The sequence below is a fragment of the Enterobacter cloacae complex sp. SHL012 genome, assembly GCF_049237505.1.
Lineage (GTDB): Bacteria > Pseudomonadota > Gammaproteobacteria > Enterobacterales > Enterobacteriaceae > Enterobacter > Enterobacter kobei.
In genome coordinates this window covers 1-22,171 of the sequence record NZ_JBMKIZ010000013.1, presented here as the reverse complement: position 1 = coordinate 22,171, position 22,171 = coordinate 1, and the positions used below count along the sequence as shown (strand labels likewise).

The following is a 22,171-nucleotide window of genomic DNA, read 5'->3' as shown; positions in this document are numbered from 1 at the left end:
CAGTGTAACACTACTCATACTCGGCCCGACACATCGCCACGGTATCTTCTATCAGCCGACGCGCCACGGTGCCGGGTGGCGGTAACAGAGGCAAATCGTCATAACGATACCAGTTCGCGTCCAGCAGCTCTTTCTGATCGATAACGATCTCACCGCTGTCGTATTCCGCCATAAACGCCGTCATCAGGGACATTGGGAATGGCCACGGCTGAGACGTTACGTAACGCAGGTTTTTCACCTTGATCCCGCTCTCTTCCATCACTTCACGCGCTACCGCCTGCTCCAGCGTTTCACCCACTTCGACGAAACCGGCAAGAACAGTATAAATGCCGTTGCGATGGCGGGTATGCTGCGCCAGCAGGATAGTATCCTCACGGCGAATGGCGACGATAATGCAGGGTGCAATCTGCGGATAGTAACGTTCACGGCAGTGGCCGCAGAGCATTGCCCACTCGGTTTTGCTCGGGTGCATGGTATGGCCGCAGTAGCCGCAGTATTTATGCGAGCGGTAAAACTCCGCCAGCTGGACGCCGCGCCCCGCCAGCTGGAACAAGCCAACATCCTGATCCAGCACCTGACGAACCGATCCCATCTCCTGACGGCGAGGCTGTTGGATCAACCACACTGCATCCCCCTGCCATTCACCAATCTTCAGTGCTGGCTGGCCAACAAGATCGAACGCCTCTGCTGCGCCATAAGGGATCTCCCCGGCAGGAAGCCATAGTTTTTGTTCGTGACTGACGATCCACCAACCCAGATCTGATTTTTCAATAATACGATCCATATCTATTGCACTACCTTCGCTTCACTGACATGTTGTTAGCATTGTGGTTACATTTTGGATAAGCAGATTCAATTCTCAACCTTGCGGAGTCAACCATGTTAAACCAGCTAGAAAGCCTGACTGAGCGCGTTAGAGGAAGTAACAAACTGGTGGATCGCTGGCTACATGTACGCAAGCATCTACTCGTGGCTTATTACAATCTGGTCGGTATTAAGCCTGGCAAAGAATCGTTTATGCGGCTGAATGAAAAAGCGCTGGATGATTTTTGTCAGAGCCTGGTCGACTACCTGTCCGACGGACATTTCAATATTTATGAACGTATTATCCGCGAAATGGAAGGGACAACGCCGTATTTAGCGGCCAGTAAACTCTATCCGTTGCTGGAAGCCAACACCCAGCAGATCATGGATTACTACGATTCCACGCTCGAAAATGCCATCGATCACGACAATTATCTTGAGTTCCAGCAGGCGCTTTCCGATCTTGGCGAAGCGCTGGAAGAGCGATTCACGCTGGAAGACAGGCTGATCGCCCTCGTCCTGAATAACGGCCTGGATGTGAGTAACGAAGATAACATCGCGCGCCCTGCTTGAGTTCTTAATCGTTAACGAGTAATTTACAACCATTCGCCCCTCTGCGGAGGGGGATTTTTCTTGTCGGAGTGCCCAGCGCTTAAACGCGCGGGCTGAGACCGTTAATTCGGGATCCGCGGAACCTGATCAGGTTAATACCTGCGAAGGGAACAAGAGTCACACTGCTGTTGTATCGCCCCTGAGGCGATCTTCTCTTGCTTCATCCGTCGTCTGACAAGCCATGTCCTTCACTTCTGGAATGAGCTATGTCTACCACTAAACTGACCCGTCGCGAACAGCGCGAACACGCCCAACACTTCATCGATACCCTGGAAGGTACCGCTTTCCCGAACTCGAAGCGCATATACATCACCGGTTCACAGGCCGACATTCGCGTGCCGATGCGCGAAATCCAGCTTAGCCCGACGCTTATCGGCGGCAGCAAAGATAACCCGCAATATGAAGATAACGAAGCCGTCCCGGTGTATGACACCTCCGGCCCGTATGGCGATCCCTCTGTTGCCATCAATGTTCAGCGGGGTCTGCCAAAGCTGCGCCAGCCGTGGATTGACGCACGTAACGACTGTGAAGAACTCAACGAACAAAGCTCGTCGTACACCAAAGCGCGCCTGGCCGACGATGGTCTGGACGAATTGCGTTTCACCGGTCTGCTGACGCCAAAACGCGCCAGAGCGGGCAAACGCGTGACCCAGCTGCACTATGCGCGCCAGGGGATCGTCACGCCGGAGATGGAGTTCATCGCCATTCGTGAAAACATGGGCCGCGAGCGTATCCGTAGCGAAGTGCTGCGCCACCAGCATCCAGGTGAAGGGTTTGGCGCTCGCCTGCCGGAAAACATCACGCCGGAGTTTGTGCGTGACGAAGTGGCCGCTGGCCGCGCGATTATCCCTGCCAACATCAACCACCCGGAATCCGAACCGATGATTATCGGCCGCAATTTCCTGGTGAAGGTCAATGCCAATATCGGTAACTCTGCCGTCACTTCCTCCATCGAAGAGGAAGTAGAAAAGCTGGTCTGGTCAACGCGCTGGGGCGCGGACACGGTAATGGACCTCTCAACTGGCCGTTATATTCACGAAACCCGCGAGTGGATCCTGCGTAACAGCCCGGTCCCGATTGGTACCGTCCCGATTTATCAGGCGCTGGAGAAAGTGAACGGCATCGCCGAAAACCTCACCTGGGAAACCTTCCGCGACACGCTGCTGGAGCAGGCGGAACAGGGCGTGGACTACTTCACGATTCACGCTGGCGTGCTGCTGCGCTACGTGCCGATGACCGCAAAACGTCTGACCGGCATCGTCTCCCGCGGCGGATCCATCATGGCAAAATGGTGTCTGTCACATCATCAGGAAAACTTCCTCTACGAACACTTCCGCGAGATCTGCGAAATCTGCGCTGCCTATGACGTATCCCTGTCGCTGGGCGACGGCCTGCGTCCGGGCTCCATTCGCGATGCCAACGACGAAGCGCAGTTTGCCGAGCTGCACACGCTGGGCGAACTGACAAAAATTGCATGGGAGTATGACGTACAGGTAATGATTGAAGGCCCTGGACATGTGCCGATGCAGATGATCCGCCGCAATATGACCGAGGAGCTGGAGCACTGCCACGAAGCGCCGTTCTATACTCTGGGGCCCCTGACCACCGATATTGCACCGGGCTACGACCACTTCACCTCCGGGATTGGCGCAGCGATGATCGGCTGGTTCGGCTGCGCCATGCTCTGCTACGTCACGCCGAAAGAGCACCTGGGCCTGCCAAATAAAGAGGACGTGAAGCAAGGACTGATTACCTACAAGATTGCCGCTCATGCGGCGGATCTGGCGAAAGGCCACCCGGGGGCGCAAATCCGCGATAACGCCATGTCGAAGGCGCGCTTTGAATTCCGCTGGGAAGATCAGTTCAACCTGGCGCTGGACCCCTTCACCGCCCGCGCCTACCACGACGAAACCCTGCCACAGGAATCGGGCAAGGTGGCACACTTCTGCTCCATGTGCGGTCCAAAATTCTGCTCGATGAAAATCAGCCAGGAGGTACGCGACTACGCCGCCGCACAGACCATCGAAGTGGGTATGGCAGACATGTCAGAAACCTTCCGCGCGAAAGGCGGCGAGATCTACCTCAAAAAAGAGGAGGCCTAATGTACCAGCCTGATTTCCCCTCCGTGCCCTTCCGTTTAGGGCTCTATCCGGTGGTGGACAGCGTGGAGTGGATCCAACGCCTGCTGGAGGCAGGCGTTCGCACCCTCCAGCTGCGCATCAAGGATAAGCGCGATGAAGAAGTTGAGGCCGACGTTATCGCCGCCATCGCGCTGGGACGACGCTACCACGCTCGTCTGTTTATCAACGACTACTGGCGGCTGGCTATTAAGCACCAGGCGTACGGCGTCCATCTGGGTCAGGAAGATCTGGAAACTACCGATCTTAACGCTATTCGCAAAGCCGGGCTGCGGCTGGGGGTGTCGACACACGACGATATGGAAATTGACGTGGCACTGGCAGCGCACCCCTCCTATATCGCTCTCGGCCACGTTTTTCCGACACAAACCAAGCAGATGCCCTCCGCACCACAGGGTTTAACGCAGCTGGCGTTACACGTTAAGCGCCTGGCCGATTACCCCACCGTTGCCATTGGCGGGATAAGCCTTGAACGCGCCCCTGCGGTACTGGAAACCGGCGTCGGCAGTATCGCCGTCGTCAGCGCGATTACCCAGGCAGCGGACTGGCAGGCGGCCACGGCACGGCTTTTACAGCTGGCAGGAGCGGGCGATGAATGACCGCGATTTTATGCGCTACAGCCGTCAAATTCTGCTGGAGGATATCGCCATCGACGGGCAGCAAAAGCTGCTCGCCAGCCGGGTGTTGATTATTGGTCTGGGCGGATTAGGCGCCCCCGCCGCGCTTTATCTGGCAGGCGCAGGTATCGGTACGCTGGTGCTGGCCGATGACGACGAGGTGCACCTCAGCAACCTGCAGCGACAAATCCTCTTCACGACAAAGGACATTAATCAACCCAAAGCGCAGATTACCCGCCAGAGGCTGAATCAGCTCAACCCGGACATCGAACTGATTGCACTCCAGACGCGGCTGAGCGATGAAAATCTGCACCGTGAGGTTGCCCTTGCCGACGTGGTGCTGGACTGCACTGACAACATGGCGACGCGTCAGGCGATCAACGCCGCCTGCGTGATCAATAACACGCCCCTGATCACCGCCAGCGCGGTGGGGTTCGGCGGACAGATGATGGTCCTGACGCCCCCCTGGGCGCAGGGCTGCTATCGCTGCCTGTGGCCGGACGATGCCGAGCCCGCACGCAACTGCCGCACGGCAGGCATTCTTGGCCCGGTAGTCGGAGTGATGGGCACCCTTCAGGCGCTTGAGGCCATCAAGCTGCTCAGCGGCATGGAGACGGAACGTAATACGCTGCGGCTGTTCGACGCTCGTTCAGGCGGCTGGCGCCATCTGGCCTTAAACCGCGCCAGCCACTGCCCGGTATGCGGAGGCCGCGATGCGCATTCTGTTTAACGATGAGCCGATAAGCTGCGACGACGGGCTGACCATTGCCGCCCTGCTCGATAAGTTACGTCAGCTCAAGCCGGGAACGGCGCTGGCACTCAATCAACAGATCCTGCCGCGCGAGCAGTGGGAACATCAGCAGGTCAATGACGGCGACCAGATCCTGCTGTTTCAGGTTATCGCAGGGGGCTGAGATGCTACATATTGCCGATAAAATCTTTGATTCACATCTGTTTACCGGAACCGGAAAGTTCGCCTCTCCACAGCTGATGGTAGAGGCCATCCGTGAAAGTGGCAGCCAGCTGGTGACGCTGGCGATGAAACGCGTGGATCTGCGCCAGCACAACGATGCCATTCTTGCGCCTTTGCTGGAGGCAGGCGTTACGCTCTTGCCCAACACCTCCGGTGCAAAAACGGCGGAAGAAGCAATTTTCGCCGCACTGCTGGCACGTGAAGCGCTCGGTACCCGCTGGCTGAAGCTGGAAATTCATCCGGATGCCCGCTGGCTGCTGCCGGACCCGATTGAAACGCTGAAAGCAGCAGAAAAGCTTGTGCAGCAAGGGTTTACCGTCCTGCCTTACTGCGGGGCGGACCCTGTGCTGTGTAAGCGTCTGGAAGAGGTCGGCTGTGCCGCCGTGATGCCGCTGGGTGCGCCAATTGGCTCTAATCAGGGTCTCGAAACTCGCGCGATGCTGGAGATCATCATTGAACAAGCCACCGTGCCGGTGGTGGTCGATGCGGGGATTGGCGTACCAAGCCATGCCGCGCAGGCGCTGGAGATGGGGGCCGACGCGGTACTGGTCAATACGGCGATTGCGGTGGCTGACGATCCGGTCATGATGGCGCGCGCGTTCCGCATGGCCGTAGAGGCCGGCTTGCTGGCAAGAGGATCCGGCCCTGGCTCGCGCAGTTTTCAGGCGCAGGCCACCAGCCCGCTGACCGGTTTTCTGGAGGCTCTCTCATGAGCACGTTTACCGAACGCTGGCGTCAGCTCAACTGGGACGATATCGCCCTGCGTATCAACAGCAAAACGGCGGCTGACGTGGAGCGTGCCCTGAATGCCCGTCATCTGACCCGTGAGGACCTGATGGCCCTGCTCTCTCCGGCGGCCAGCGCGTACCTTGAACCGATGGCGCAGCGCGCTCAGCGCCTTACCCGCCAGCGTTTTGGCAACACGGTAAGCTTCTACGTTCCACTTTATCTCTCGAACCTGTGCGCCAATGACTGCACCTATTGCGGTTTCTCCATGAGCAACCGCATCAAGCGGAAAACCCTTGATGAAGATGAGATCGCACGTGAGTGCGCCGCCATTCGTGAAATGGGGTTCGAACATCTTCTGCTGGTCACGGGCGAGCATCAGGGAAAAGTGGGAATGGACTATTTCCGTCAGCACCTTCCGGCGATACGTCGCGAGTTTGCGTCGTTGCAGATGGAGGTACAGCCCCTGTCGCAGGATGAGTACGCGGAGTTAAAATCGCTCGGGCTGGATGGGGTCATGGTTTACCAGGAAACCTACCACGAGGCAACATACGCCCGGCACCACCTGAAGGGGAAGAAACAGGATTTCTTCTTCCGGCTGGAGACACCGGACAGGCTGGGCCGCGCCGGGATCGATAAAATCGGTCTCGGGGCGCTGATTGGGCTCTCCGACAGCTGGCGGGTCGATTGCTACATGGTGGCAGAGCATTTGTTGTGGCTCCAGCAGCACTACTGGCAGAGCCGCTATTCTATCTCTTTCCCCCGCCTGCGACCCTGCGCAGGCGGAATAGAACCGGCATCGCTGATGGATGAGCGTCAGCTGGTGCAGACTATCTGCGCGTTTCGCCTGCTCGCCCCGGAGGTTGAATTATCGCTTTCAACGCGTGAGTCCCCGGCGTTTCGCGATCGCGTGATCCCGCTGGCAATTAACAACGTCAGCGCGTTTTCCAAAACACAGCCGGGCGGTTACGCCGACGATCACCCGGAGCTGGAACAGTTTGCACCGCATGACGGGCGACGTCCGGAGGCAGTCGCCGCCGCCCTGACGGCACAGGGCCTACAGCCGGTCTGGAAAGACTGGGACAGCTGGCTGGGAAGAGCCTCGCAATAACGTTGAAACACGCTGCAATACGTTAAAAAAGTGTCGAGACACTACGGAAAGATAAAACCGGACGATTGTCAGCGATCGTCCGGTTTTTTATTGTCATCCGGTCAGCAAGGGATGCTGGCCAGGGCGAAAAGCTTCTTCCTCGTTTCGCCCTGCCTCCGATTTCTTGCATAAATGGGGCGGCAAAAACATGGATAAGGAATTTCTTAGTGATTCTTAAGATAAATCATCTTGCCGAAAATCGTGTTCCGTATAATTCACCGCGAACCGCAGGACAGCGACTATGCTGAGAGGATATCGGCAGACAAAAAATATTCACCATCAGGATCGATGTACAACTCATGGCACTTCACAGCAAAAAGCTCTCTTTTACCCGGCCAATCATGCTCAGCTTCGCGGGGATCCTGTGCAGTTTTGCGCTGATCGCGGTCGTGGTCTCTCTTTCGCAAAGAAAGGATTTCCTTGAGGATTATCACAAGATTAACAGTAACTTCACGCATAACCTGGCGGTTAACTATACCGAATCAATCCTGCGTGAAAACGACTATATCCTTGGTCGCTCTGCGATGTACTTTGCCCGCAGCGAGATACTGAATGAGACGCTCAACGTCAACCCGACGCAAGGGCTGCAGATGTTGATGCATTTGCAAAACCTGATGCCGACCGTGTCATCCATCTCGCTGGCCGACACAGAGGGGCATTATTTACACGCACCAGAAGCGCCTCCCACGGAAAAGAGTAAAAACGTCGATCCGCGGACGCGCCCGTGGTTTGTCGCGCACGCAGAAGCCAGTATTTTCAGCCATTATACCCATCATTATACGGACTACTTTACCGGGCATCCGACAGTTACGCTTTATAAGCCATTGATTTCAACAGAAGGCAGACTCAAGGGAACCCTCGCTTTTCATCTTGATTTGACGTCGATGGGGTATACCCTTCGACAAATGGTGGCCCCCGTACAAGGGGAATTCTTCGTCGTCGAACGCGACGGGACCGTCGTGCTGCACCCAGATACAGGCGCCCTGTTCAAAAAGTACGTGAGCGAAGCGCTGATGGACAAAATGACCAGCGGCGAAGGCCATCTTTACGACCGGAAAACCAATGCCTGGTATTACTACTACTCTTTCACGAACCCGGACTGGTTTGTTATCTATCGGGTATCTGGCGCGACGCTTACCGATATCACCCGCCACGAAACCACTATCGTTGGCTGGGGCTTCGCGCTGGCAGCCATCATCATCATTCTCTTCGGTCTTTATCTGCGTCATGCCTCGCGTACCGTATTAATGACCATTATCAATGCGATCAAAACGGGCGATGTCAGCCAGGCACCGCGTCTGGAAGCGATGCTGAGCCACACGATTCAGTCCAATAAAGAGCGGGAGATGGCGTATGTTCGCCAGGCGACTCACGATGCGTTGACCGGCTGCAAAAACCGCCGCGCGTTTGACAATGATGTGGATGAACTGCTGACCGCCCACCAGCCTTTCGCACTGGCGCTGATTGATATCGATAACTTCAAATCGATCAACGACACATGGGGACATCTGAGTGGTGACATTGTCCTGCGTAATGTGGCGCGCGAAGGGATCCAGATAATGCAGCCACACAACATCTCGGTCTATCGCTACGGTGGAGAAGAGTTCGCGGTGATCTTCCAGGCCGAGCAGATCGCTGCCGCATTCTCATTGCTTGACGCCTGGCGCACCGCCGTTGAAAGGCGCGTCTGGCGGGAAGAAAACCTGCACGTTACGTTCAGTGCGGGTCTGGGGGAATGGCACTTCGAACCGCTGGAACAACTTGTGGGAAGTGTCGATAACGCGCTTTATAGCGCTAAACAGCAGGGAAAAAACCGCATTGTTCGAACAACCGTCGGCTAATTTTCTCTCCTCCCGTCAGAATTGTAACCGGTTTCAGGAAAATGCCGTTTTCTTTGTGATGCCTGACACACAATCGCGGTAAAGCGGTTGTTGAAGCGGTCTGCACGGGATAATTATCAATAAACACATGTAGATCGAGGCTGATTATGAAGAACATCGTTTTATGCTGTGCAGCGGGAATGTCAACCAGCATGCTGGTTCAACGTATGAAAGATGCCGCGCAGAAAAAAGGGGTTGAAGTCACCATTAAAGCCGTTCCGGTTGCGGAGTTTAAAGACAACATCGCGACGGCCGACATCGTATTGCTGGGGCCACAGGTTAAATACGAGCAGGCAAAACTGCAGGCACAGGCTGACCCACTGGGCAAAAAAGTCGCGGTGATCGACATGATGGACTACGGCATGATGAAAGGCGATGCCGTACTGGAAAAAGCCCTCAAACTGCTGGAGTGACCTCATGGAAGATTTAGAGACAACGATCATGGAACTGCTGGTCAACGCCGGGGCGGCGCGAAGTGCCGCGCTTACGGCATTACAAATGGCCCGCAAAGGTGAGTTCGACGAAGCCGAAAAAGCAATGGAAGAGTCTCGCGAATATGTGAAGCATGCGCATACGATCCAGACACAGCTTATCGGTCTTGACGAAGGAACCGGCAAGCTCCCGGTCAACCTGATAACCGTTCACTCTCAGGACCACCTGATGAACGCCATGGTGATTCAGGATCTGGCAGGCGACATGATTGAGCTTTATCGACGGATCCCGTTAGTGAATTGAAATAATGCAGATGTAAAAAAACCCGCCGAGGCGGGTTTTTTATTTACGGCATTAACGATTACTCGTTGTCGGAACCGCCCAGACCTGCGTTCAGCAGTTCTGCCAGGCTCGCGGATGCATCTTCAGCAGTCACCTGCGGTGCAGCTGGCAGTTCGCCCGCAGCACGACGACGCATACGATCCTGATGGTATGCATAACCGGTACCCGCTGGGATCAGACGACCCACGATAACGTTCTCTTTCAGACCGCGCAGTTCATCACGTTTACCTGCAACAGCCGCTTCGGTCAGGACACGAGTCGTTTCCTGGAACGATGCTGCAGAGATGAAGGACTCGGTTGCCAGAGACGCTTTGGTGATACCCAGCAGATCGCGCGCGTAAGTCGCACCGATTTTGCCATTCGCTTCCAGGTCGCGGTTAGCGATCTTGACGCGTGAGTATTCAACCTGCTCGCCTTCGAGGAACTCAGAGCTGCCTGCGTTTTCGATGGTTGCTTTACGCAGCATCTGACGAACGATAACTTCGATGTGTTTATCGTTAATCTTAACGCCCTGCAGGCGGTATACGTCCTGTACTTCGTTAACAATGTAACGGGTAACAGCATGTACACCACGCAGACGCAGGATGTCGTGCGGCGCTTCTGGACCGTCGGAAACAACGTCACCACGTTCTACACGTTCACCTTCGAACACGTTGAGCTGACGCCACTTAGGAATCATCTCTTCGTACGGCTCGCTGCCATCTACTGGAGTGATAACCAGACGGCGCTTACCTTTGGTCTCTTTACCGAAGGAAATGATACCGCTGATCTCAGCCAGGATTGCCGGCTCTTTCGGACGACGTGCTTCGAACAGGTCTGCAACGCGTGGCAGACCACCGGTGATGTCCTTGGTACCGCCGGATTCCTGAGGAATACGCGCCAGGGTGTCACCAGAGCTGATCTGTACGCCATCTTCCAGCTGTACAATCGCTTTACCCGGCAGGAAGTACTGCGCAGGCATATCGGTACCCGGGATCAGAACGTCATTACCCTGAGCATCAACGATTTTCAGTGCAGGACGCAGATCTTTACCACCAGTAGTACGTTCAGCAGAATCCAGAACCACCAGAGAAGACAGACCGGTCAGCTCGTCGGTCTGACGAGTAATGGTCTGGCCGTCGATCATGTCAGTAAAGCGGATGAAACCACTTACTTCGGTGATAACCGGCATGGTGTGTGGATCCCAGTTTGCAACGGTTTCACCGCCGGCAACCTGCTCGCCATCACCTTTCGCCATAACCGCACCGTAAGGTACTTTATAGCTCTCTTTGGTACGACCGAATTCGTCGATCAGCTTCAGCTCGGTGTTACGAGAGGTCACAACAAGCTTGCCTGCGGAGTTAACAACCGACTTCGCATTGCTGAGCTTGATGCTACCTTTGTTTTTCACCTGAATGCTGGATTCAGCAGCCGCACGAGATGCCGCACCACCGATGTGGAACGTACGCATCGTCAGCTGTGTACCTGGCTCACCGATGGACTGTGCCGCGATAACGCCGATAGCTTCACCTTTGTTGATGATGTGGCCACGCGCCAGGTCACGACCATAGCAGTGCGCACATACACCAAAGTCGGTGTCACAGGATACAACGGAACGCACTTTCACGGAGTCAACAGAGTTCGCTTCCAGCAGGTCACACCACTGTTCGTGCAGCAGCGTGTTGCGTGGAACCAGAATGTCTGCGGTACCCGGCTTCAGAATGTCTTCCGCGGTTACACGACCCAGTACGCGATCGCGCAGTGGCTCTTTAACATCACCACCCTCGATAACCGGGGTCATGGTGATACCTTCGAGGGTGCCACAATCGTCTTCAGTTACGACCAGATCCTGTGCAACGTCAACCAGACGACGCGTCAGATAACCGGAGTTCGCTGTTTTCAGTGCGGTATCCGCCAGACCTTTACGCGCACCGTGCGTGGAGATGAAGTACTGGAGTACGTTCAGACCTTCACGGAAGTTCGCGGTGATTGGCGTTTCGATGATGGAGCCATCTGGCTTCGCCATCAGACCACGCATACCTGCCAGCTGACGAATCTGTGCTGCAGAACCACGCGCACCGGAGTCGGCCATCATGTAGATGCTGTTGAAGGAAACCTGCTGCTCTTCTACGCCGTCACGGTTAATCACGGTTTCGGTCTGCAGGTTATCCATCATCGCCTTGGATACACGATCGTTCGCCGCAGCCCAGATATCGATAACTTTGTTATAGCGTTCGCCCGCGGTTACCAGACCAGACTGGAACTGCTCCTGGATCTCAGCAACTTCAGCTTCCGCTTCAGAGATGATCTCGTGTTTCTTCTCTGGGATGACCATGTCATCGATACCAACAGATGCACCTGAACGCGCTGCATAAGCAAAGCCGGTGTACATTGTCTGGTCAGCGAAGATAACGGTCGGCTTCAGACCCAGAATGCGGTAACAGGTGTTCAGCATTTTGGAGATCGCTTTCTTACCCAGCGCCTGGTTGACGATGGAGAAAGGCAGACCTTTCGGTACGATCATCCACAGAATGGCACGGCCAACGGTCGTGTCTTTCAGGCTGGTGTGCGCAACGAATTCGCCATTTGCATCTTTTTCGTATTCAGTGATACGCACTTTAACGCGCGCATGCAGAGAGGCCAGGCCAGCGCGATAAATACGCTCAGCTTCTTTAGGGCCAGTCAGCACCATGCCTTCGCCTTTGGCGTTAACACAGTCACGGGTCATGTAGTACAGACCCAGTACAACGTCCTGAGAAGGAACAATGATTGGCTCACCGTTCGCTGGGGACAGGATGTTGTTGGTAGACATCATCAGCGCACGCGCTTCCAGCTGGGCTTCCAGCGTCAGCGGTACGTGAACAGCCATCTGGTCACCATCGAAGTCGGCGTTATACGCCGCACAAACCAGCGGGTGCAGCTGGATAGCTTTACCTTCGATCAGTACTGGCTCAAATGCCTGGATACCCAGACGGTGCAGGGTTGGTGCACGGTTCAGCAGTACCGGGTGTTCGCGGATCACTTCGTCCAGGATATCCCAAACGACAGCTTCTTCACGCTCAACCATTTTCTTCGCGGCTTTGATGGTGGTGGCAAGGCCACGCAGTTCCAGTTTGCCGTAGATGAATGGTTTGAACAGCTCCAGTGCCATTTTCTTCGGCAGACCGCACTGATGCAGACGCAGGTATGGACCTACGGTGATAACAGAACGACCGGAGTAGTCAACACGCTTACCGAGCAGGTTCTGACGGAAACGACCCTGTTTACCTTTGATCATATCGGCCAAAGATTTCAGAGGACGCTTGTTAGAACCGGTGATCGCACGACCGCGACGACCGTTATCCAGCAGGGCATCTACCGCTTCCTGCAGCATACGTTTTTCGTTGCGTACGATGATGTCCGGCGCAGCCAGATCCAGCAGACGTTTCAGACGGTTGTTACGGTTAATGACGCGACGATACAGATCGTTCAGGTCAGACGTCGCGAAACGACCACCATCCAGTGGAACCAGCGGACGCAGATCTGGCGGCAGAACCGGCAGAACGGTCAGGATCATCCACTCTGGTTTGTTACCAGACTGAACGAACGCTTCCAGCAGTTTGATACGCTTGGTCAGCTTTTTACGCTTGGTTTCGGAGTTGGTTTCGTTCAGCTCTTCACGCAGCTGCTCGCACTCTTGCTCCAGATCCATGCTCTTAAGCAGGGCCTGGATAGCTTCCGCACCCATTTTCGCGTCGAATTCGTCACCGAACTCTTCCAGCGCGTCCAGATACTGCTCTTCAGTCAGGATCTGGTGACGTTCCAGGTTCGTCATACCGCCTTCGATAACCACATAAGATTCGAAGTACAGTACGCGTTCGATATCACGCAGCGGCATATCCAGCAGCAGACCGATACGGGACGGCAGAGATTTCAGGAACCAGATGTGCGCAGTCGGAGACGCCAGCTCGATGTGGCCCATGCGCTCACGACGCACTTTGGTCTGGGTCACTTCAACGCCACACTTCTCACAGATCACACCACGGTGTTTCAGGCGCTTGTACTTACCGCACAGGCACTCGTAGTCTTTTACTGGCCCGAAAATACGCGCACAGAAAAGGCCGTCACGCTCAGGCTTGAACGTACGGTAGTTGATGGTTTCCGGCTTTTTAACTTCACCGAAAGACCATGAACGGATCATGTCTGGCGAAGCCAGAGCAATTTTGATCGCATCAAACTCTTCGGTTTTAGTCTGCGCTTTCAGAAACTTTAATAAATCTTTCACGGATTTGCTCCCGTCGGAGTTAGCACAATCCGGTGCCGGGGGTTAACCCGGCACCAGTGACCTGTTTGAGCGAGAATTACTCGTCTTCCAGTTCGATGTTGATACCCAGCGAACGAATCTCTTTCAACAGTACGTTGAAGGACTCTGGCATGCCCGGTTCCATCTGATGGTTGCCGTCCACGATGTTTTTATACATCTTGGTACGACCGTTCACGTCATCAGACTTAACGGTGAGCATTTCCTGCAGGGTGTATGCCGCGCCGTATGCTTCCAGCGCCCACACTTCCATCTCCCCGAAGCGCTGACCACCGAACTGTGCCTTACCACCCAGCGGCTGCTGAGTAACCAGGCTGTAAGAACCGGTAGAACGAGCGTGCATTTTGTCGTCGACCAGGTGGTTCAGTTTCAGCATGTACATGTAACCTACGGTTACCGGACGCTCAAACTGTTCACCGGTACGGCCGTCAAACAGCGTAATCTGACCAGACGTTGGCAGACCACCCAGTTGCAGCAGCTCTTTAATTTCAGCTTCTTTTGCACCGTCGAAGACCGGCGTTGCAATTGGCATACCTTTGCGCAGGTTCTCTGCCAGACGCAGCACTTCTTCATCGCTGAAGGTGTTCAGGTCGACTTTCTGACGAACGTCGGTACCCAGATCGTAGGCACGCTGGATGAATTCGCGCAGTTTCGCGACTTCCTGCTGCTGTTTCAGCATGGCGTTGATCTTGTCGCCGATACCTTTCGCAGCCATACCCAGGTGGGTTTCCAGAATCTGACCGATGTTCATACGAGACGGTACGCCCAGTGGGTTCAGTACGATATCTACCGGAGTACCGTTAGCATCGTGCGGCATATCTTCGATCGGGTTGATCTTAGAAATAACACCCTTGTTACCGTGACGACCTGCCATCTTATCACCAGGCTGGATCTGACGTTTAACGGCCAGATACACCTTAACAATCTTCAGCACGCCTGGTGCCAGATCGTCGCCCTGAGTGATTTTGCGGCGTTTCGCTTCGAGTTTTTTCTCGAACTCATGTTTCAGTTCGTCATACTGCTCAGCCAGCTGTTCCAGCTGATTCTGTTTCTCTTCGTCGGTCAGGCCCAGTTCCAGCCAGCGATCGCGTGGCAGTTTGTCGAGCTTCTCAGCTTCAACGCCACCGGCAACCAGCACCGCATAAATACGGCTGAACAAACCTGCTTCGAGGATCTGCAGTTCTTCAGACAGGTCTTTCTTGGCCTGCTTGAGCTGCATCTCTTCGATTTCCAGCGCACGCTTATCTTTCTCAACGCCATCACGGGTGAAGACCTGAACGTCGATAACCGTACCGGAAACACCGTTTGGTACGCGCAGAGAAGAGTCTTTAACGTCAGACGCTTTCTCACCGAAGATGGCACGCAGCAGTTTCTCTTCTGGCGTCAGCTGGGTTTCACCTTTCGGCGTCACCTTACCAACCAGAATGTCACCGCCGGTCACTTCCGCACCGATGTAAACAATACCGGATTCATCCAGTTTGGAGAGCGCTGCTTCACCCACGTTAGGGATGTCGGCCGTGATCTCTTCTGGCCCCAGCTTGGTGTCACGGGACACACATGCCAGTTCCTGAATGTGGATGGTGGTAAAACGATCTTCCTGAACCACACGCTCGGAGACGAGGATGGAGTCTTCGAAGTTGTAACCGTTCCACGGCATGAACGCTACGCGCATGTTCTGACCGAGCGCCAGTTCACCGAGGTCGGTGGACGGACCGTCTGCCAGCACGTCGCCGCGCTCAACTGGCTCACCCAGAGATACACAAGGCATCTGGTTGATACAGGTGTTCTGGTTAGAACGGGTGTATTTGGTCAGGTTGTAGATGTCGATACCCGCTTCGCCCGGATACATCTCGTCTTCGTTAACTTTGATAACGATACGGGATGCGTCAACGTACTGAACGGTACCGCCACGCTTAGCAACTGCAGTAACACCGGAGTCAACGGCAACAGCACGTTCCATACCGGTACCAACCAGCGGCTTATCAGCACGCAGAGTTGGAACGGCCTGACGTTGCATGTTCGCACCCATCAATGCACGGTTGGCGTCATCGTGTTCCAGGAACGGGATCAGGGACGCACCGACGGATACCACCTGCTGGGTGGATACGTCCATGTAGTCAACCTGGTCGCGGCTGAACAAGCTGGATTCGCCTTTGCTACGGCAGGTAACCAGATCTTCTACAAAGTGGCCTTCGTCATCCAGGTTGGAGTTCGCCTGAGCGATAACGTAGTTGCCTTCTTCGATAGCAGACAGGTAATGAATTTCGTCGGTTACAACACCGTCGGTCACTTTACGATACGGCGTTTCGAGGAAACCGTATTCGTTTGTCTGTGCGTACACGGACAGGGAGTTGATCAGACCGATGTTTGGACCTTCAGGCGTTTCGATTGGACATACGCGACCATAGTGCGTCGGGTGTACGTCTCGAACTTCGAAGCCTGCACGTTCACGGGTCAGACCGCCTGGGCCGAGTGCAGAGATACGACGTTTGTGCGTAATCTCAGACAGCGGGTTGTTCTGGTCCATGAACTGAGACAGCTGGCTGGAACCGAAGAACTCTTTCACTGCCGCAGAAATCGGCTTGGCGTTGATCATATCCTGAGGCATCAGGGTATCCAGATCGCCCAGAGACAGACGCTCTTTAACCGCACGCTCAACACGTACCAGGCCAACGCGGAACTGGTTTTCCGCCATTTCGCCTACGGAACGGATACGACGGTTGCCGAGGTGGTCGATATCGTCCACTTCGCCTTTACCGTTACGGATATCGATGAGCTTCTTCATCACTTCGATGATGTCGTCTTTGCTCAGGATACCGGAACCTTCGATCTCATCACGCAGCAGAGAACGGTTGAACTTCATACGACCTACCGCGGACAAATCGTAGCGGTCTTCGGAGAAGAACAGGTTCTCGAACAGGCTTTCAGCCGCTTCGCGAGTTGGTGGCTCACCAGGACGCATCATGCGGTAGATTTCAACCAGCGCGCTCAGACGATCGGTCGTTGGGTCGACGCGGATAGTCTCAGAGATATAAGGACCGTGGTCCAGATCGTTGGTGAACAGCGTTTCGATACGTTTGTGGCCAGACTGGCTCAGCTTAGCCAGCAGATCCAGGCTCAGCTCCATGTTAGCCGGGCAGATCAGCTCGCCAGTTGATTCATCAACGTAATCTTTCGCGGCTACTTTTCCTGCAATGTACTCAACCGGAACTTCGATGTGTTTGATATCATCTTTTTCCAGCTGGCGGATGTGGCGCGCGGTGATACGGCGACCTTTTTCCACATACACTTTGCCGTCGGCTTCGATGTCGAACGACGCGGTCTCACCACGCAGACGTTCCGGCACCAGCTCCATCTGCAGCTTGTTGTCGCGGATTTCAAAGATCACTTTCTCAAAGAACAGGTCCAGGATCTGCTCAGTGGTATATTGCAGCGCACGCAGAATGATGGTTGCAGGCAGCTTACGACGACGGTCGATACGGACAAACAGGTTGTCTTTTGGATCGAACTCGAAGTCCAGCCATGAACCACGGTAAGGAATGATGCGTGCGTTATACAGTACTTTACCGGAAGAGTGTGTTTTACCTTTATCGCTGTCGAAGAAGACGCCCGGGCTACGATGCAGCTGGGAAACGATAACACGCTCAGTACCGTTGATAACGAAAGTACCGTTGTCTGTCATGAGTGGAATTTCACCCATGTAGACTTCTTGTTCTTTAATGTCTTTTACGGTGCCTTCCGGCGCTTCGCGCTCGTAGATCACCAGACGCAGTTTTACGCGCAGCGGTGCGGAATAGGTCACGCCACGGATCTGACATTCCTGAACGTCAAACACCGGTTCGCCAAGGCGGTAGCTGACGTACTGCAGCTCGGAGTTACCGCTGTAGCTCTGAATCGGGAACACGGAACGGAAGGCGGCTTCCAGACCGTACTGCCCTTCAGGATCTTGCTCGATAAACTTCTGGAACGAGTCAAGCTGGATAGAAAGGAGATATGGAATGTCCAGAACTTGTGGACGTTTACCAAAATCCTTACGAATACGTTTTTTCTCGGTATAGGAGTAAACCATAGGGTTCCTCAGCTCGCTGACAAGTCGACCCATCTGTCCGACGAAGGGACAGTTTGTGCAACACCATTTTGTGGACCGGAAAATTGAATACTTTCCGCAATACCTGTTGCTATCACGCTTAAATCATTTCGTCGCGATTTACACAGAGCGAGCACCCTGTCGCAATATATTAAGTCGTCGATAGAAACATGCATTGTCAGGACAATCAGCAGTCAAACAGTGTGAAATGCTACTGATGCCTTACAGCGCAAAAAGGCTGGTGACTAAAAAGTCACCAGCCATCAGCCTAATTGCTTAGGCTGCAACCAGAAGGGTTGGCTTATTTAACTTCAACTTCAGCGCCAGCTTCTTCCAGAGATTTTTTCAGTGCTTCTGCGTCGTCTTTGCTCACGCCTTCTTTCAGCGCAGCTGGAGCAGATTCTACCAGGTCTTTAGCTTCTTTCAGACCCAGGCCAGTTGCGCCACGTACTGCTTTGATAACAGCAACTTTGTTAGCGCCTGCAGCTTTCAGAATTACGTCGAATTCAGTTTTTTCTTCAGCAGCGTCAGCAGCTGGGCCAGCAGCAACAGCTACAGCGGCAGCAGCAGAAACACCGAATTTTTCTTCCATTGCAGAAATCAGTTCTACAACGTCCATTACGGACATAGCGGCAACTGCTTCAATGATTTGATCTTTAGTGATAGACATTTAAATTGTTCCTGAAAATCAGAATAAGTTTATACGTAAGCAAATGCTTTATAAAGATAACTGCGATTAAGCAGCTTCTTTTGCATCGCGAACAGCAGCCAGAGTGCGAACCAGTTTGCCAGCCGAAGCTTCTTTCATGGTTGCCATCAGGCGTGCAATTGCTTCTTCGTAGGTCGGCAGGGTTGCCAGGCGATCGATTTGCGATGCCGGGATCAACTCACCTTCAAAGGCTGCAGCTTTGACCTCAAATTTTGCATTCGCTTTCGCGAACTCTTTGAACAGACGAGCAGCAGCGCCCGGGTGTTCCATAGAGTATGCAATCAGGGTCGGACCAACAAACGTGTCTTTCAGGCACTCGAAAGGAGTACCTTCAACTACGCGACGCAGCAGGGTGTTACGAACAACACGCATGTATACGCCAGCTTCACGACCTGCTTTACGCAGTTCAGTCATTTTGTCTACAGTAACGCCACGGGAATCCGCAACTACTGCAGACAGCGCGCCTTTGGCTACTTCGCTGACTTCAGCAACAATCGCTTGTTTGTCTTGAAGATTTAAAGCCATTAGCTTTGCTCCTGGATGTTTGCCGGAACTCATGTTCCGGAACTCACTTCACTCTCCCAAACGGAAAGAGCGTCTTAATACGGTGAGCAGAAACAAGCCAGAATATCCAAAAATAATCTTAGCGTTCTGTCACCGTCTACGCAGGGGATTAAGTCTCTTGCGAAACACCTGCGGTCTTCGACGGAGGCCTGGATTAGGCCAGGCTCCAACGAACAATTCTTTTAGCCGCTAACTTTTGTTAGCAAACGTGGGGGTAAGATTGTAGACAAAATCACCGCCCACGTAAAGGCATTAGTTTGCAGCAGCGCTCAGGCCAGCCTGGTCAACTGCAACACCTGCACCCATGGTGGTGGAGATGCTAACTTTCTTGATGTACACGCCTTTCGCCTGAGTTGGTTTTGCTTTTTTCAGCGCAACCAGCAGAGCTTCCAGGTTTTCTTTCAGTTTGTCAGCGTCAAAGTCCACTTTACCGATGGTGGTGTGGATGATGCCGTTTTTGTCGTTACGATAACGAACCTGACCTGCTTTAGCGTTCTTAACCGCTTCAGCAACGTTAGGCGTTACAGTACCCACTTTCGGGTTTGGCATCAGGCCACGTGGACCCAGAACCTGGCCCAGCTGGCCAACAACGCGCATTGCATCTGGAGATGCGATAACAACGTCGAAGTTCATTTCGCCTTTCTTGATCTGGTCAGCCAGATCTTCCATACCTACCAGTTCAGCTCCAGCAGCTTTAGCAGCTTCTGCGTTTGCACCCTGAGTAAATACAGCTACGCGAACGGAACGGCCAGTACCGTGTGGCAGTACAGTTGCACCACGAACGTTCTGATCAGATTTACGAGCATCGATGCCCAGGTTAACAGCAACGTCAACGCTTTCAACGAACTTAGCAGTAGCCAGTTCTTTCAGCAGAGCGATAGCTTCGTTGATGTCGTACTGTTTGGTCGCATCAACTTTGTCACGGATCACGGACATGCGCTTGGTCAGTTTAGCCATTTCTTAGTCCTCCACTACCAGGCCCATGGAACGTGCAGTACCTTCGATGGAGCGAGTCATCGCTTCAATGTCGGCACCAGTCATGTCGGCAGCTTTGGTCTGCGCGATTTCCTGCAGCTGAGCGCGGGAAATTTTACCCACTTTGTCTTTGTTCGGTTTACCGGAACCAGACTTGATACCCGCCGCTTTCTTCAGCAGAACTGCTGCTGGAGGGGTTTTGGTAACGAAAGTGAAAGAACGGTCAGCGTAAACAGTGATTACAACTGGGATTGGCAGACCTTTTTCCAGGGATTCGGTTTTGGCGTTGAACGCTTTACAGAATTCCATGATGTTCACACCCTGCTGACCCAGAGCTGGACCAACTGGTGGACTTGGGTTCGCCATACCAGCTGCAACCTGCAGCTTGACGTAGGCTTGTACTTTCTTAGCCATTCTAAAATCCTCTGATTGGGTAATAGCGCCTCAGAGAGGCTCCCCGTGAATAAAATTCGTTTTACGGGCCGAGACCCATAAAAACAAAAGGCGCGAAATTGTATTCCAATCTCGCGCCTTGTGCAACGATTAAATCGCCGCTTTTTTGATCGCTGCTTAGGCTTTCTCTACCTGAGCAAAGTCCAGTTCTACCGGGGTCGCACGACCGAAGATAGAGACGGAGACTTTCAGGCGGGACTTCTCGTAGTCCACTTCTTCAACCACACCATTAAAGTCAGCAAACGGACCGTCATTAACACGAACCATTTCACCCGGTTCAAACAGCGTTTTCGGACGCGGCTTATCACCCACCTGCTGCAGGCGGTTCATAATCGCATCAACTTCTTTGTCGCTGATTGGCGCCGGACGGTCAGACGTGCCGCCGATAAAGCCCATCACGCGCGGTACGCTGCGCACCAGGTGCCAGCTCGCGTCGTTCATAACCATCTGAACCAGCACGTAACCCGGGAAGAATTTGCGCTCGCTTTTGCGACGCTGGCCGCCACGGATCTCAACCACTTCTTCGGTCGGAACCATAACTTCGCCAAATAACTCTTCCATGTTGTGTAATTTGATATGCTCACGCAGCGACGTTGCTACGCGGCCTTCAAAACCGGAAAACGCCTGAACGACGTACCAGCGCTTTTTAGGGGCTTCAGACATCTCAGAACCTCAGGCCAGTGATAAAGGATACCAGGCGAACCAGAATACCATCCAGTCCCCACAGGATCAGTGACATTACAGCGGTAACCGCCGCTACAATCAGCGTGGTGTGCAATGTTTCCTGGCGAGTCGGCCAAATCACCTTGCGGACTTCGGTACGCGCTTCGCGTGCAAAAGCGACAGTCGCTTTGCCTTTCGTCGTCAACAGCGCGACACCACCCGCTGCAGCAATCAGAATTACCACTGCAAGCGCGCGTAGCGGCAGCATAATGTCACGATAAAGGTAGTTGCCGACAATCGCTACGATCAGCAGAACGGCTACTACTACCCATTTCATCGCTTCCAGGCCGCGCCCGCTCCCTTGAGCTTCGGTATTCGCACTCATAAACCAACCTGTCAGAAGTATTCTACAAACATTTTCACCCCGCGATTGCGAGGCAAACCAAATCGAAATGCTCATTCGCTTTTCGGATTATACGCTCTCTGCAGAGCCTGTCTCAGCAATGATTATGACAAAAATAATCACTGATGAGCCAGGTTCTGATCTGAAAGCGTGCAAAAAGGGCATCAAATGATGCCCTTTTATTGCGCATTGCGTCAAATGTTATCAGCAATTAGCCGAGAACTTTAGCAACCACGCCCGCGCCAACGGTACGGCCACCTTCACGGATTGCGAAACGCAGACCGTCGTCCATCGCGATTGGGTGGATCAGAGTCACAACCATCTTGATGTTGTCGCCTGGCATTACCATCTCAACGCCTTCTGG

The 22,171-nt window shown here is 53.9% G+C and carries 19 protein-coding genes, 1 pseudogene and 1 riboswitch; of the genes and pseudogenes, 10 read left to right on the top strand and 10 right to left on the bottom strand.

The window, feature by feature from the left end; translation table 11 throughout:
- Positions 1 to 10: 10 nt before the first annotated feature.
- Positions 11 to 784, bottom strand: coding sequence for an NAD(+) diphosphatase (gene nudC, locus ACOTY9_RS21955; protein ID WP_023338926.1), 774 nt, complete (start codon positions 782 to 784; stop codon positions 11 to 13).
- A 95-nt stretch (positions 785 to 879) separates the two neighbouring features.
- Between nudC and ACOTY9_RS21950 the strand changes: the two genes are divergently transcribed.
- The 10 genes from ACOTY9_RS21950 to ACOTY9_RS21905 all read left to right on the top strand — a co-directional run bounded on the left by ACOTY9_RS21950 (position 880) and on the right by ACOTY9_RS21905 (position 9,635).
- On the top strand, positions 880 to 1,377 hold the full coding sequence (locus ACOTY9_RS21950) for an Rsd/AlgQ family anti-sigma factor (protein WP_063944149.1): 498 nt from the start codon (positions 880 to 882) through the stop codon (positions 1,375 to 1,377).
- Between the two features lie 54 nt (positions 1,378 to 1,431).
- A riboswitch (TPP riboswitch) is annotated at positions 1,432 to 1,543 on the top strand.
- A 79-nt stretch (positions 1,544 to 1,622) separates the two neighbouring features.
- Positions 1,623 to 3,518: a phosphomethylpyrimidine synthase ThiC gene (thiC, locus tag ACOTY9_RS21945; protein WP_088126287.1), complete on the top strand. Its 1,896-nt coding sequence runs from the start codon at positions 1,623 to 1,625 to the stop codon at positions 3,516 to 3,518.
- Entirely contained in the window at positions 3,518 to 4,153 is a 636-nt protein-coding gene (thiE, locus tag ACOTY9_RS21940; RefSeq protein WP_088126286.1) for a thiamine phosphate synthase, read from the top strand. The genes thiC and thiE overlap by 1 nt, the downstream gene beginning before the upstream one ends.
- A complete protein-coding gene (gene thiF / locus ACOTY9_RS21935) occupies positions 4,146 to 4,901 on the top strand; it encodes a thiazole biosynthesis adenylyltransferase ThiF (protein ID WP_023331764.1) in 756 nt (251 codons plus the stop codon). Before thiE ends, thiF begins: the two co-directional genes overlap by 8 nt.
- The gene (gene thiS, locus ACOTY9_RS21930; RefSeq protein ID WP_014882071.1) at positions 4,885 to 5,085 is read left to right on the top strand and encodes a sulfur carrier protein ThiS; all 201 of its coding nucleotides are present in this window, start codon (positions 4,885 to 4,887) and stop codon (positions 5,083 to 5,085) included. The genes thiF and thiS overlap by 17 nt, the downstream gene beginning before the upstream one ends.
- Position 5,086: 1 nt before the next feature.
- Positions 5,087 to 5,857: a thiazole synthase gene (thiG, locus tag ACOTY9_RS21925; protein ID WP_014882070.1), complete on the top strand. Its 771-nt coding sequence runs from the start codon at positions 5,087 to 5,089 to the stop codon at positions 5,855 to 5,857.
- Positions 5,854 to 6,981 (top strand): 2-iminoacetate synthase ThiH, encoded by a 1,128-nt coding sequence (gene thiH / locus ACOTY9_RS21920; protein WP_014882069.1) that lies wholly within the window; start codon positions 5,854 to 5,856, stop codon positions 6,979 to 6,981. The genes thiG and thiH overlap by 4 nt, the downstream gene beginning before the upstream one ends.
- 338 nt (positions 6,982 to 7,319) lie before the next feature.
- On the top strand, positions 7,320 to 8,861 hold the full coding sequence (locus ACOTY9_RS21915; protein WP_045135539.1) for a sensor domain-containing diguanylate cyclase: 1,542 nt from the start codon (positions 7,320 to 7,322) through the stop codon (positions 8,859 to 8,861).
- A gap of 146 nt (positions 8,862 to 9,007) precedes the next feature.
- Complete coding sequence (locus tag ACOTY9_RS21910) at positions 9,008 to 9,313, top strand: PTS sugar transporter subunit IIB (RefSeq protein WP_014882067.1); 306 nt, start codon at positions 9,008 to 9,010, stop codon at positions 9,311 to 9,313.
- A 4-nt stretch (positions 9,314 to 9,317) separates the two neighbouring features.
- On the top strand, positions 9,318 to 9,635 hold the full coding sequence (locus ACOTY9_RS21905; protein WP_008503455.1) for a PTS lactose/cellobiose transporter subunit IIA: 318 nt from the start codon (positions 9,318 to 9,320) through the stop codon (positions 9,633 to 9,635).
- A gap of 58 nt (positions 9,636 to 9,693) precedes the next feature.
- Here the strand turns inward: ACOTY9_RS21905 and rpoC are convergent, their stop codons facing one another.
- From rpoC to tuf, 9 genes and pseudogenes are all read right to left on the bottom strand, one after another.
- On the bottom strand, positions 9,694 to 13,917 hold the full coding sequence (rpoC, locus tag ACOTY9_RS21900; protein WP_014882066.1) for a DNA-directed RNA polymerase subunit beta': 4,224 nt from the start codon (positions 13,915 to 13,917) through the stop codon (positions 9,694 to 9,696).
- A 76-nt stretch (positions 13,918 to 13,993) separates the two neighbouring features.
- Positions 13,994 to 18,022, bottom strand: coding sequence for a DNA-directed RNA polymerase subunit beta (rpoB, locus tag ACOTY9_RS21895; protein ID WP_014882065.1), 4,029 nt, complete (start codon positions 18,020 to 18,022; stop codon positions 13,994 to 13,996).
- A 319-nt stretch (positions 18,023 to 18,341) separates the two neighbouring features.
- A complete protein-coding gene (rplL, locus tag ACOTY9_RS21890; RefSeq protein ID WP_014882064.1) occupies positions 18,342 to 18,710 on the bottom strand; it encodes a 50S ribosomal protein L7/L12 in 369 nt (122 codons plus the stop codon).
- 66 nt (positions 18,711 to 18,776) lie between these two features.
- On the bottom strand, positions 18,777 to 19,274 hold the full coding sequence (gene rplJ, locus ACOTY9_RS21885) for a 50S ribosomal protein L10 (RefSeq protein WP_004097644.1): 498 nt from the start codon (positions 19,272 to 19,274) through the stop codon (positions 18,777 to 18,779).
- 291 nt (positions 19,275 to 19,565) lie between these two features.
- Positions 19,566 to 20,270 carry a 50S ribosomal protein L1 gene (gene rplA / locus ACOTY9_RS21880; RefSeq protein WP_013095000.1) on the bottom strand — a complete coding sequence of 235 codons (705 nt, stop codon included), beginning with the start codon at positions 20,268 to 20,270 and terminating at the stop codon, positions 19,566 to 19,568.
- A 3-nt stretch (positions 20,271 to 20,273) separates the two neighbouring features.
- Positions 20,274 to 20,702 (bottom strand): 50S ribosomal protein L11, encoded by a 429-nt coding sequence (rplK, locus tag ACOTY9_RS21875; RefSeq protein WP_008503452.1) that lies wholly within the window; start codon positions 20,700 to 20,702, stop codon positions 20,274 to 20,276.
- A 156-nt stretch (positions 20,703 to 20,858) separates the two neighbouring features.
- Positions 20,859 to 21,404, bottom strand: a complete 546-nt coding sequence (nusG, locus tag ACOTY9_RS21870) for a transcription termination/antitermination protein NusG (protein ID WP_003862341.1) — start codon at positions 21,402 to 21,404, stop codon at positions 20,859 to 20,861.
- A 1-nt stretch (position 21,405) separates the two neighbouring features.
- On the bottom strand, positions 21,406 to 21,789 hold the full coding sequence (gene secE / locus ACOTY9_RS21865; RefSeq protein ID WP_013094999.1) for a preprotein translocase subunit SecE: 384 nt from the start codon (positions 21,787 to 21,789) through the stop codon (positions 21,406 to 21,408).
- A gap of 229 nt (positions 21,790 to 22,018) precedes the next feature.
- Positions 22,019 to 22,171, bottom strand: a pseudogene (tuf, locus tag ACOTY9_RS21860) (elongation factor Tu); the annotation flags it as partial.

Bases quoted from the DNA above. Each gene is read 5' to 3' on its own strand.
- nudC (WP_023338926.1), bottom strand. From the start codon at position 784: ATGGATCGTATTATTGAAAAATCAGATCTGGGTTGGTGGATCGTCAGT.
- ACOTY9_RS21950 (WP_063944149.1), top strand. From the start codon at position 880: ATGTTAAACCAGCTAGAAAGCCTGACTGAGCGCGTTAGAGGAAGTAAC.
- thiC (WP_088126287.1), top strand. From the start codon at position 1,623: ATGTCTACCACTAAACTGACCCGTCGCGAACAGCGCGAACACGCCCAA.
- thiE (WP_088126286.1), top strand. From the start codon at position 3,518: ATGTACCAGCCTGATTTCCCCTCCGTGCCCTTCCGTTTAGGGCTCTAT.
- thiF (WP_023331764.1), top strand. From the start codon at position 4,146: ATGAATGACCGCGATTTTATGCGCTACAGCCGTCAAATTCTGCTGGAG.
- thiS (WP_014882071.1), top strand. From the start codon at position 4,885: ATGCGCATTCTGTTTAACGATGAGCCGATAAGCTGCGACGACGGGCTG.
- thiG (WP_014882070.1), top strand. From the start codon at position 5,087: ATGCTACATATTGCCGATAAAATCTTTGATTCACATCTGTTTACCGGA.
- thiH (WP_014882069.1), top strand. From the start codon at position 5,854: ATGAGCACGTTTACCGAACGCTGGCGTCAGCTCAACTGGGACGATATC.
- ACOTY9_RS21915 (WP_045135539.1), top strand. From the start codon at position 7,320: ATGGCACTTCACAGCAAAAAGCTCTCTTTTACCCGGCCAATCATGCTC.
- ACOTY9_RS21910 (WP_014882067.1), top strand. From the start codon at position 9,008: ATGAAGAACATCGTTTTATGCTGTGCAGCGGGAATGTCAACCAGCATG.
- ACOTY9_RS21905 (WP_008503455.1), top strand. From the start codon at position 9,318: ATGGAAGATTTAGAGACAACGATCATGGAACTGCTGGTCAACGCCGGG.
- rpoB (WP_014882065.1), bottom strand. From the start codon at position 18,022: ATGGTTTACTCCTATACCGAGAAAAAACGTATTCGTAAGGATTTTGGT.
- rplL (WP_014882064.1), bottom strand. From the start codon at position 18,710: ATGTCTATCACTAAAGATCAAATCATTGAAGCAGTTGCCGCTATGTCC.
- rplJ (WP_004097644.1), bottom strand. From the start codon at position 19,274: ATGGCTTTAAATCTTCAAGACAAACAAGCGATTGTTGCTGAAGTCAGC.
- rplA (WP_013095000.1), bottom strand. From the start codon at position 20,270: ATGGCTAAACTGACCAAGCGCATGTCCGTGATCCGTGACAAAGTTGAT.
- rplK (WP_008503452.1), bottom strand. From the start codon at position 20,702: ATGGCTAAGAAAGTACAAGCCTACGTCAAGCTGCAGGTTGCAGCTGGT.
- nusG (WP_003862341.1), bottom strand. From the start codon at position 21,404: ATGTCTGAAGCCCCTAAAAAGCGCTGGTACGTCGTTCAGGCGTTTTCC.
- secE (WP_013094999.1), bottom strand. From the start codon at position 21,789: ATGAGTGCGAATACCGAAGCTCAAGGGAGCGGGCGCGGCCTGGAAGCG.